Here is a 9,236-nt window from a genome sequence, read left to right as displayed (position 1 = left end):
CGGACGACTTGAACGGCGCCGGGATCGAACGGCACCGGACCGAACGGCACCGAACGGAACGGCACCGAACCCAGCCGGATTCACTCTTTCCGAGCACCTGGTGGCGGGAGCGCTGCCAGTCATCACTACTTCGAGAACTCTTCAGCGGAAGGCAACCGATCGCATGGACGCGGTGGACAGGCAGCTCATCCAGGCCCTCAGGGAGAACGGCCGCGCCTCCTACGCGGAACTTGGCCGCCTCGTGGGCCTCTCCGGGCCCAGTGTCACCGACCGCATCAACCGGCTGGAGGCGGCCGGGGTCATTACCGGCTACCGCGCCACCGTCAACGCGGCCTCCCTCGGCCTCGGAGTGACCGCCCTCATCGGTATCTCGCTCTCCGACGCCGCCGACCACGAGGACGTGGCGAACCGGCTGCGCGACCTCAACGAGATCGAGGACTGCTGGTTCATCGCGGGCGACGACTCGTTCATGCTCAAGGTGCGGGTCACGGACGTCGACGGACTGGAGAAGACCATCCGGCGGCTGTCCGGCACGAAGGGCGTCTCCCGGACCCGTACGACGATCGTGCTCTCCACGAAGTGGGAGAACCGGGTGGGCGAGCTGCCGGAAGAGCAGTAGCGCTCCGCTGGGTCGGGCGGGTTTGCGGGGCGCGCCGTTGAGGGTCCGGTTGGTTGCGGACTGCGGGTTGTGTGTGGTTGTTCGCGAAGTTCCCCGCGCCCCTTTCAGGGGCGCGCAGGTGCCCCCGAGTCCGGGTTGTACCGTTGCACGAGTTGTCGTCGAGGAGAGGCGGAGGCATGGACGTCGGGCTCAAGCGCGACCTGGAGGAGAAGGTCCGCTCCGGTGAGCGGCTGACCCGCGAGGACGGTATCGCGCTGTACGAGTCGGACGACCTGGCATGGCTGGGCGGGCTCGCGCACGAGGTACGGACGCGGAAGAACGGCGACGTCGTCCACTTCAACGTCAACCGGCACCTCAACATGACGAACGTGTGCACCGCCTCGTGCGCGTACTGCTCGTTCCAGCGCAAGCCGGGCGAGAAGGACGCGTACACGATGCGCATCGAGGAGGCCGTCAAGCTCGCCAAGGCGATGGAGAGCGACAACCTCACCGAGTTGCACATCGTGAACGGGCTGCACCCGAACCTGCCGTGGCGGTACTACCCGCGGTCGCTGCGTGAGCTGAAGGCCGCGCTGCCGGACGTGTCGCTGAAGGCCTTCACCGCCACCGAGATCCACCACTTCGAGACGATCTCGGGGCTGTCGGCCTCGGAGATCCTGGACGAACTCATCGACGCCGGGCTGGAGTCGCTCACCGGCGGCGGTGCGGAGATCTTCGACTGGGAGGTCCGGCAGCACATCGTGGACCACCGCACCCACTGGGAGGACTGGTCGCGGATCCACCGGCTCGCGCACGAGAAGGGTCTGAAGACCCCGTGCACGATGCTGTACGGCCACATCGAGGAGCCGCGGCACCGGGTGGACCACGTCCTGAGGCTGCGTGAACTGCAGGACGAGACGGGCGGCTTCCAGGTCTTCATCCCGCTGCGCTACCAGCACGACTTCGTGGACATGAAGGACGGAAAGGTCCGCAACCGCCTTCAGGCGCGGACGCAGATGGCCACGGGCGCGGAGGCGCTGAAGACGTTCGCGGTGTCGCGGCTGCTCTTCGACAACGTGCCGCACGTGAAGGTCTTCTGGGTCATGCACGGCGTGCAGACCGCCCAACTGGCGTTGCAGCACGGCGCGGACGACATGGACGGGTCGGTCGTCGAGTACAAGATCACCCACGACGCGGACAACTTCGGCACGCCGAACAAGCTGACGCGCGAGGACCTGCTGGACCTGATCCGGGACGCCGGCTTCCGCCCGGTCGAGCGGAACACGCGGTACGAGATCATCCGCGAGTACGAGGGCCCGGACCCGGCGCGGAGGGAGTCACCGCAGCCGATGCGGGTCTGAGGTCCCGTGGCCGCGACCGGCCACCACGGACCCATGGCCGCGACCGGCCACCACGGACCCGCGGTCGGCCGGCAACCGTCATGGGGCGGGCGAGATACCGTCGTCCGCATGTCCCTCACGTTTCGACTGGACCCGGCCGTCACACCCGAGCTCCGGGACGGTGTGCTCAGGCTGTGGGCCGACGTCTCCAACGCCGGGGGCGCCGTGGGGTTCGTCCCCCCGGTGGCGCCGGAGGCGATCCGGCCCGCGCTGGTGCAGCACTTCGTGGCGATGGCCGAGGGACGGTCGCGGCTCCTCGTCGGGTACGGAGAGGACGGAGAGGCCGCGGCGACCGCGTTCTTCACGTTCAACACGCACCGGCTGATGACGCACTGGGTGTGGCTGTACACCGTGATGGTGCACCCCCGGTACCAGGGCTTGGGGTACGGGCGGGAACTGCTGGAGGAGGCGGAGAGGGCCGCGCGCGGGTTCGACGGCATCCAGGCGATCCGGCTCACCTGCCGGGGAGGGCTGGGCCTGGAGCACTTCTACGCCTCCTGTGGCTACAAGGAGGTCGGGCGGGTGCCCGGGGCCATCCGGGTCGCGCCCGGTGACGACCGCGACGACGTGATCATGCTGCTGACGCTGGCCTGACAACCCTCGTGCGAGAACCCGGGCCGGTCGTGCTTCACTGGACGGTGCCCTTTGGGAACCTTCGGAACGGAAGAGTGGATTGAGATGCTCCGCTACACACTGATGCGCCTCGGTATCTTCGTGGGCTGCCTCGTGGTCGTCTGGGGCCTCGTCTACTCCGGCCTCGCGCCGCGAGGGCTGGGCGCCTCCAACGGCATGTGGGTGGTCCTGCTCGCCCTGGTGATCTCCGCGCCGATCAGCTTCGTGGTCCTGCGCAAGGAGCGCGACCGCGCCTCCGCCCGGATCGTCCAGCGGGTCGACCGCGTCAAGGCCGGCCTGGAGGCCAACCGCAGCCAGGAGGACCAGGTGGACGACTCCGCCCGGGCGCAGGGGCAGACGGCCGAGCAGGACCGCGTGCCCGAGCAGAGCCAGGCCGGCGGGCAGAGCAAGGCGCCCGCCCAGGGGCAATCGTCCTGATCGCGCTCCTGTCCTCCCGCGTGCCCCCTCGTAGTCTGTCGGCATGGGTGCTGTGAAGAGCAAACGGATGCCCCGGGCGGTGCGCGAGCAGCAGATGCTGGACGCGGCCGTACGGACCTTCGGGCAGCGCGGGTACCGGGCGGCCTCCATGGACGAGATCGCCGAACTGGCGGGCGTGTCCAAGCCGTTGGTGTACCTGTACCTGAACTCGAAGGAAGATCTCTTCACCGCCTGTATCCGGCGTGAGGCCAAGGCGCTCACCGAGGCCGTACGCGCGGGGGTGCGGACCGGGCTGCCCGCCGACCGGCAGCTCTGGGACGGGCTCCAGGCGTTCTTCACGCACACCGCGGAGAACCCGGACGGCTGGACCGTGCTGCACCTCCAGGCCCGTACGCACGGCGAACCCTTCGCGGCCGAGGTGGCCGCGATGCGCGAGGAGCTGGTGGCGTTCGTCACCGAGCTGATCGCGGTGGCCGCGCGGGAGGCACACCGGAACCCGTCGCTGCCCGAGGGCGAGGTCGCCGGGCTCGCCGAGGCCCTCGTCGGCGCCGCCGAGTCGCTGGCCGCCTGGGCCAACGCCACCGCGGGCGTCACGGCCAGAGAGGCGGCGGCGACCCTGATGAACTTCGCCTGGGCGGGCCTCGGCAACCTCATGGACGGGCACCCCTGGTCCCCGCCCGCCGAGGCGGACGCGGTGGCGGCACGCGCGGTCACGTGAAGCGGAGCCGCCGGTCAGGCGAGCAGCGGACGCACTTCTCCGGTGACGTGCACGCGGTTTCCGTGACCCCGTAGCTCGAAGCGGCCGCCCTCCGCCGCGTACGTCACCGTCCCGGGCAGCGGTACCGGTGCCCGGAACTCCGCGCGCACGAACGCCGGGCCGGGCGTGCCGTGCTCGGCCAGACAGCGCGCCACCGTCCACATACCGTGCGCGATGGCCCGGGGGAAGCCGAACAGACGGGCGGTGAGCGGGTGGAGGTGGATGGGGTTGCGGTCGCCGGACGCCGCCCCGTACCGCCGCCCGACGTCTCCGGCCAGCCGCCATTCGGCGATCGCCGGGAGGACCGCGGGGAGGGGCTCGGGGTGCTCGGACGGTGGCCTGGCCGTCGCGTCGGGGCCGTTGGTTCCGTGCCGTGCCAGATACGTGCTGCGCGACTCCCACACCACCGCGTCGCCGGTCCGTACCTCGGTCACGACCGTCGCCTCGGTGCCGCGGCGGTGCGGTGCCAGTCCCTCGACGTACACGGTGAGCCCGTAGTCACCGGTGGACGCCAGCGCGTGCCGCCGGGTGATCTCGATCGAGGTGTGGACGAGGCCCAGCAGGGGGAGCGGGAACTCCCGGTCACTCATCAGGAGCATGGCCGACGGGAAGCCGAGGACGTGCGGGAACGTGAGCGGAAGCGAGTCGTCGCCCGTCGGGAAGCCGCACACCCGCTCGTACGCGGCGAGGCGCGCGAGGTCGACGCGTACGCGGGGCAGGGCCAGCCGGGTGCGGGGAAAGTCCGCGCCCGGGTGGGGCCGCTTGAACGGTGAGCGCAGGGCGCCACGGGCGAACAGGGGCGTGAGCGCGGGGGAACGCGCGAGGACGACGGTCATGGGCTACGCCCCCAGCAGGCTCTGACCGCATACACGTACGACCTGGCCGTTGACGGCGCCCGACGCCGGGTGCGCCAGCCACGCCGTCGTCTCGGCCACGTCGACCGGGAGGCCGCCCTGGGCGAGGGAGTTCATACGGCGGCCCGCCTCGCGGACGAAGAGGGGGACGGCCGCCGTCATCCGGGTCTCGATGAAGCCGGGGGCGACCGCGTTGACGGTGACCCCGTGTCGGCCGAGCGCGCGCGGGGCGAGGGAGCGGACGAGGCCGATGACGCCGGCCTTGCTCGCCGCGTAGTTGGTCTGGCCGACGTTCCCGGCGATCCCGGAGATGGAGGCCGTGGCGACGATCCGGCCTCCGGAGTTCAGCGCCTTGGCGGAGAGCAGCGCGTCGGTCGTGCGCAGCACGCTCGCCAGGTTCACGTCGAGGACCGAACTCCATCCGTTGGCGGGCATGTTGGCGAGCTTGCGGTCGCGTGTGATGCCCGCGTTGTGGATGAGGACGTCCAGGCCGTCGGGGAGTTCGGCGGCGATGCGCTCGCCCGCGTCGGACGCCGTGATGTCGAGGGGGAGCGGGACGCCGTTCAACCGGTCGGCGAGGGCGGCGAGTTCGGACTCCACCGCGGGGATGTCGAGGCACACCACCCGCGCCCCGTCCCGCGCCAGCGTCTCGGCCACCGCCGCGCCGATCCCGCGCGCGGCTCCGGTGACCAGTGCGGTACGGCCGGTGAGGGGGCGCGCCCAGTCCTCGGGCGCGGTGATCTCGGCGGCGTCCACTTCGATCACCTGCCCGCTGACGTACGCCGACCTGGGGGAGAGCAGGAAGCGGAGGGTCGACTCGGCGGCGGTCGCGTCCCCGGCCGGCCGTACGAGGGTGACCGTGCGACCGCGCCCGACCTCCTTGCCGAGGGACCGTACGAAGCCCTCCAGCCCCTGCTGAACGGCGGCCTGTTCGTGGTCGTGGGGGTCGAGGGGGGCGCCGAGGACGACGATCCGTCCGCTCGTGGCGACCGACCGGACGACCGGGTGCAGGGCGGCGTGCACCTCGGCGAGGGAGTCGATGCCGGTGACGCCGGTGGCGTCGAGGACGACCGCGGCGGGCTTCCCGGCGCCGGTGGCGTGCGCGGCATCCGCGATCTTGAGCCCCGTACGGGCGAGGACGGGAGCGAGATCGAGGCGGGACCTGCCCGCAGTGAGGTGGAGCAGGGGGCCGTCGAGCGTGGGGTGCCCGGGTGACCAGCGTTTCAGTGCCGCGGGCCGGGGCAGGCCGAGGCGGCGGGTCAGGAAGCGGCCGGGCGGGGTGGCGGTGAAGCTCAGATAGCGGTCGGCCATGTGCGACTCCCAGCTCCGAATCTTTCTTACTCTGGAGTAAGGTTACCGGGGGTAAGCCTACGTCACAGTGAGGAGAAGGTCGAGATGAGTCCCCTGAATCCGCCCACGGCACGGCGCGTCGCGATCATCGGCGGCATGCGTGTCCCGTTCGCCCGCTCCGACGGCCCGTACGCGACCGCCTCCAACCAGGAGATGCTCACGGCCGCGCTCGACGGGCTGGCCGAGCGGTATGGGCTCGGGGCGCCGGGCGCGGTCGGGGAGCTGGTGGCCGGCGCGGTCCTCAAGCACAGCCGCGACTTCAACCTCGCCCGCGAGACGGTCCTCGGCTCCCGGCTCGACCCCCGTACACCCGCGTACGACATCCAGCAGGCGTGCGGCACCGGCCTCCAGGCGGTCGTCGCGGCCGCCAACAAGATCGCCCTCGGGCAGATCGAGTCGGCCGTCGCGGGCGGCGCCGACACGGCGAGCGACGCGCCCCTCGGCGTGAACGACCGGCTGCGCCGCATCCTGCTGGAGACGCGCCGCGCGAAATCGGTCGGTGACCGTCTGAAGGCGCTCGCGAAGATCCGGCCCGCCCACCTCGTCCCCGACATCCCGCGCAACGCCGAGCCGCGTACCGGCCTGTCGATGGGCGAGCACGCGGCCGTCACGGCCCGGGTCTGGGGAGTGAGCCGCCAGGCACAGGACGAGCTGGCCGCGACGAGCCACCAGCGGCTGGCGGCGGCGTACGAGCGCGGGTTCCTGGACGACCTGGTGGTGCCGTTCCGAGGGCTCGACCGGGACCAGAACCTGCGGCCGGACTCCACGGTCGGCAAACTCGCCGCCTTCAAACCGGTGTTCGGGCTCGACGGCCCCGAGCCCACGATGACGCCGGGCAACTCGACGCCCCTGACGGACGGCGCGGCGACCGTGCTGCTGGCGAGCGAGGAGTGGGCCGAGGCCCGGGGCCTTGAGCTGCTCGCCTTCCTGACCGCGTACGAGACGGCGGCCGTGGACTTCGCGGGCCCGGGCGGCGATGTGGCGGGCGGCGAGGACGGGCTGCTGATGGCCCCGGCGTACGCGGTCCCGCGCATGCTGGAGCGGGCGGGGCTCGGGATGGCGGACTTCGACCTGGTCGAGATCCACGAGGCGTTCGCGTCCCAGGTGCTCGCGACACTCGCGGCCTGGGAGAAGCGCGGCCTCGCCCCGGTGGACCGCGACCGCCTCAACGTCGCGGGCTCGTCCCTCGCGACAGGCCACCCCTTCGCGGCCACGGGCGCACGCATCGTCGCGACCCTGGCGAAACTCCTGGCGGAACGGAACGCGCCGGGCCGGGGCCTGATCTCCGTCTGCGCGGCCGGGGGCCAAGGGGTCACGGCGATCCTGGAACGGCCTTGAGCCGAGAGGGTGCGGGACGCCGTGGGGGAGGGGCCGGGCCATCTGGGCGTGAACATGAAAAGCGCTCACGATATCCCCTCCTCGCGGTGCCGGCGCCAGAGAAGGTGCCGTTCTCGCACATCTCCGGCGCCGGAGAATCTCCGAACCGGCACAAACCCATCACTCCGGGGCCGTACGATCCGGTTTCCGACCGGCGATGATCCCCCGCCCCGACGGTGGCCGTCGCCGCCGGGCGCCGCCGCTGAACGCCCGGTACATGCGGGACGTACCAGGCATGCGGCAGAGCATCGCGTCGCTGCACGCCCCAGGAGCCGCTCGTGTCCACCATGCAACCGCCCTCCGCCGCCCCGGTCCCCTCGTCCGCGTCCGGCTCCACACCGTTGCTCGTGGAGCCCGAGGTCCGGCGCCTGGACGGCGTGGCACGGGAGGTCTCCGTACCGCCGCTGGTCGCACCGGTGACCTACGGATCGCTCGCCGACCTGCCCTTCGAGAACGCCGAGGCGGCGCCCGCGGACGTGGTCCTCAGCCGCCGGGCCGAGGCGGGGAAGTGGACGCCCGTGACGGCCGCCGAGTTCGCGGAGCAGGTGCGGGCGGTGGCGAAGGGCCTGATCGCCGAGGGCCTGGCACCGGGCGACCGGATCGCCGTCATGGCGCGTACGACGTACGAGTGGACGCTCCTGGACTTCGCCGCGTGGGCGGCGGGCCTGGTGACCGTCCCCGTCTATCCGACCTCCTCCGTCTTCCAGACCCGCTGGATCCTCCAGGACACCGGCGCGGTGGCACTCGTCACCGAGACCGCCGCACAGGCGGCCGCCCTCCGCCCGGAGCGCGAGCGCCTGCCCGACCTGCGGCACCTGTGGGTCATCGAGAAGGGCCATGTGGAGCGGCTGGCGGAGAGCGGCGCGCACGTGCCCGACCAGGAAGTCGCCGTGCGGCGCGGGGTGCTGGGGCCCGACACGCTCGCCACCGTCGTCTACACCTCCGGCACGACCGGCCGCCCCAGAGGCTGCGCCCTCACCCACGGCAACTTCTTCGCCGAGGTCGACAACGCCGTCGAGCTCCTCTACCCCGTCTTCAAGGCGAGGACCAGGGAAGAGGCGTCGGTGCTCCTCTTCCTGCCCATGTCGCACGTCTTCGGGCGCATGGTGGCGATCGCCTGCGTACGGGCGCGGGTGCGGCTCGGCCACGCGCCGAGTCTCAAGTCCGAGGATCTGCTGGCCGACCTGGCGAGCTTCAGGCCGACGTGTCTGCTGGCCATCCCGTACATGCTGGAGAAGGTCTTCAACGTGGCCCGCGCCAAGGCGGAGCTGGGCCGCCGGGTGTCGACGTTCGACCGGGCGGCGAGCGTCGCCCAGCGCTACGGGGAGGCCCTGGAGGCGGGCCGGGCCGGCACCGGCGACGGCCCCGGCCGTGCCCTGAGGGCGGCCCGCGCCTTCTACGACCCTCTCGTCTACCGCCGTATCCGCAACGCCATGGGCGGCAGGGTCCGTTACATCATCTGCGGCGGCTCCCCGCTGGGCCGCCGGCTCGCGGCCTTCTTCGTCGGGGCGGGCATCGAGATCTACGAGGGCTACGGCCTCACCGAGACGACGGGCGCCGCCACGGTCACGCCTCCCCTCAAACCCCGTATGGGCACGGTGGGATGGCCCCTCCCCGGCGTCAGGGTCCGTATCGCCGCGGACGGCGAGATCCTGCTGGCGGGCGGCCCGGTGCTGCGCGGCTACTGGGACCCCCAGGCCGGCGGAGTGGTCCCGGCGACCGCCGACGGCTGGCTGGCGACGGGCGACCTGGGCTCGCTGGACGACGAGGGCTACCTCGCGATCACCGGCCGCAAGAAGGAGATGCTGATCACGGCAGGTGGCAAGAGCGTGGCCCCCGCCCCTCTCGAG

The 9,236-nt window shown here is 71.9% G+C and carries 9 protein-coding genes; 7 read left to right on the top strand and 2 right to left on the bottom strand.

The window, feature by feature from the left end; translation table 11 throughout:
• Positions 1-163: 163 nt before the first annotated feature.
• The 5 genes from FNH04_RS35105 (at position 164) to FNH04_RS35085 (ending at position 3,766) form a co-directional block, all read left to right on the top strand.
• Complete coding sequence (locus tag FNH04_RS35105; protein ID WP_152789896.1) at positions 164-619, top strand: Lrp/AsnC family transcriptional regulator; 456 nt, start codon at positions 164-166, stop codon at positions 617-619.
• 176 nt (positions 620-795) lie between these two features.
• Positions 796-1,959: an aminofutalosine synthase MqnE gene (mqnE, locus tag FNH04_RS35100; RefSeq protein ID WP_152789895.1), complete on the top strand. Its 1,164-nt coding sequence runs from the start codon at positions 796-798 to the stop codon at positions 1,957-1,959.
• A gap of 108 nt (positions 1,960-2,067) precedes the next feature.
• On the top strand, positions 2,068-2,592 hold the full coding sequence (locus FNH04_RS35095) for a GNAT family N-acetyltransferase (RefSeq protein WP_152789894.1): 525 nt from the start codon (positions 2,068-2,070) through the stop codon (positions 2,590-2,592).
• 84 nt (positions 2,593-2,676) lie between these two features.
• Positions 2,677-3,048 (top strand): DUF4229 domain-containing protein, encoded by a 372-nt coding sequence (locus FNH04_RS35090; protein ID WP_152789893.1) that lies wholly within the window; start codon positions 2,677-2,679, stop codon positions 3,046-3,048.
• Positions 3,049-3,091: 43 nt separating this feature from the next.
• Positions 3,092-3,766 (top strand): TetR/AcrR family transcriptional regulator, encoded by a 675-nt coding sequence (locus tag FNH04_RS35085; protein ID WP_152789892.1) that lies wholly within the window; start codon positions 3,092-3,094, stop codon positions 3,764-3,766.
• Between the two features lie 14 nt (positions 3,767-3,780).
• Here FNH04_RS35085 and FNH04_RS35080 read toward each other — a convergent pair whose 3' ends face one another.
• A complete protein-coding gene (locus tag FNH04_RS35080; protein ID WP_152789891.1) occupies positions 3,781-4,641 on the bottom strand; it encodes a MaoC family dehydratase in 861 nt (286 codons plus the stop codon).
• Positions 4,642-4,644: 3 nt separating this feature from the next.
• Complete coding sequence (locus FNH04_RS35075) at positions 4,645-5,970, bottom strand: 3-oxoacyl-ACP reductase (RefSeq protein ID WP_152789890.1); 1,326 nt, start codon at positions 5,968-5,970, stop codon at positions 4,645-4,647.
• An 84-nt stretch (positions 5,971-6,054) separates the two neighbouring features.
• On the opposite strand from FNH04_RS35075, the gene FNH04_RS35070 reads away from it, so the two are divergent.
• Positions 6,055-7,347: an acetyl-CoA C-acetyltransferase gene (locus tag FNH04_RS35070; protein WP_152789889.1), complete on the top strand. Its 1,293-nt coding sequence runs from the start codon at positions 6,055-6,057 to the stop codon at positions 7,345-7,347.
• A 326-nt stretch (positions 7,348-7,673) separates the two neighbouring features.
• Positions 7,674-9,236, top strand: a 1,563-nt coding sequence (locus FNH04_RS35065) for an AMP-dependent synthetase/ligase (RefSeq protein ID WP_152789897.1), incomplete at its 3' end; no start/stop codon positions are given.

Origin of the sequence: Streptomyces phyllanthi (genome assembly GCF_009377205.1) — a bacterium.
Taxonomy (GTDB): domain Bacteria; phylum Actinomycetota; class Actinomycetes; order Streptomycetales; family Streptomycetaceae; genus Streptomyces; species Streptomyces phyllanthi.
The sequence above is the reverse complement of the archived record's forward strand: the minus strand, read 5'-3'. Positions and strand labels throughout refer to the sequence as shown.